The organism is Burkholderia sp. Bp9016, assembly GCF_003857765.1.
Classification (GTDB): domain Bacteria; phylum Pseudomonadota; class Gammaproteobacteria; order Burkholderiales; family Burkholderiaceae; genus Burkholderia.
The window spans coordinates 1-1,072 of sequence record NZ_QTPY01000083.1; the positions used below are offsets into that span (position 1 = coordinate 1).

The window sequence follows — 1,072 nt, forward strand, 5'->3', positions numbered from 1 at the left end:
GCCTGCAAGTAGTCCAGCGCGTTGTTCAGCGACGTGAAGCCGGCGTTCGCACCGCCTTGGGTGATGTGCACATCGGGAGGCGTGGGGTTGCTCCACATCTTCGGGAAGTACGTGTTTCCGATCGAAAACGTCTTTCGAATCGAATCGCTCAAGTAGCTTCGCGAGTCGTCGGGTTCGAGTCGATCCGGAATCGCAAGCTCGACACGAATTCCCGCCAGTTCGCGCCAGTGTTTCTTATCGGCGGGGGCCACTGTGTAGAAATATTTTGGGTTGGCGGAATAGCGCGAGCTAAGCAGCAGGGGGAACTTGAACATGTACTTGTGGTAGAAGCCCTTGAAGGTTTCTTCGCCTTCGTTGCCGTATGCGATACCCGCAACCGATTGCAGTGTCGTAAAGGACTTCGGATCCGTGCGAACCATGTCGTCATTCTTGTTCGGTGTGGTAAGCCCTTGCGTCCACAACAATTGCCATTCGGTTGGATAGTCCATACGCTGCAAAGGATTCAACCACATCAGGCCGACAACCTGCGCGACGAACGGCATCGCCGGTTCTTCTACTGCTCGCGCGGCGTTGCCTGCAAGCTCCGGGGTGGGCGTGGCCTGTGCAGGACGCATCATGGCCGTGGTGAACATAAACACCGCAAGGGCGGCCAAGGCAGGCAAGACAACGAATCGTTTCATCCAATCCCCTATTTCCAAATATGCCGGGTCGGGTTGTTCAACATGTGCCATCAACGTGGCCATGAGCACGGTGACAAGCATCCATGTCGACGCGGCAATGGCTGCACGTCGCGGCCACGTAGCGATCAGCGTTTTCAAATCACACCCCCGACCTTCAGATAGAGCTCGCCTTCGCGTTCGTCCTTGATCGCGTCGGGAATCGTGCCTTCGCTGTTCTTGACGTGTACCCATTCGTGCATCGGTAGATCGTCAAATTTCCCGCGCGCGAAATATTCGAAGTACTTCTTGTTCGGGTTGTCATCGGGGATACCTTCCCCCATCCGCCAATCCGCCTCAATGCGCAACGATTTGAGTTGCGCCTCTGTCAGATAGCACCGACCGACAGCAACGTC

2 pseudogenes are annotated in these 1,072 nt (G+C 56.1%); both read right to left on the reverse strand.

Annotated elements, in window-relative coordinates:
• Positions 1-818 (reverse strand): annotated as a pseudogene (locus DIE13_RS32520) (virulence factor); the annotation flags it as partial.
• Positions 815-1,072 (reverse strand): annotated as a pseudogene (locus DIE13_RS32525) (hypothetical protein); the annotation flags it as partial. The pseudogenes DIE13_RS32520 and DIE13_RS32525, both read right to left, overlap by 4 nt.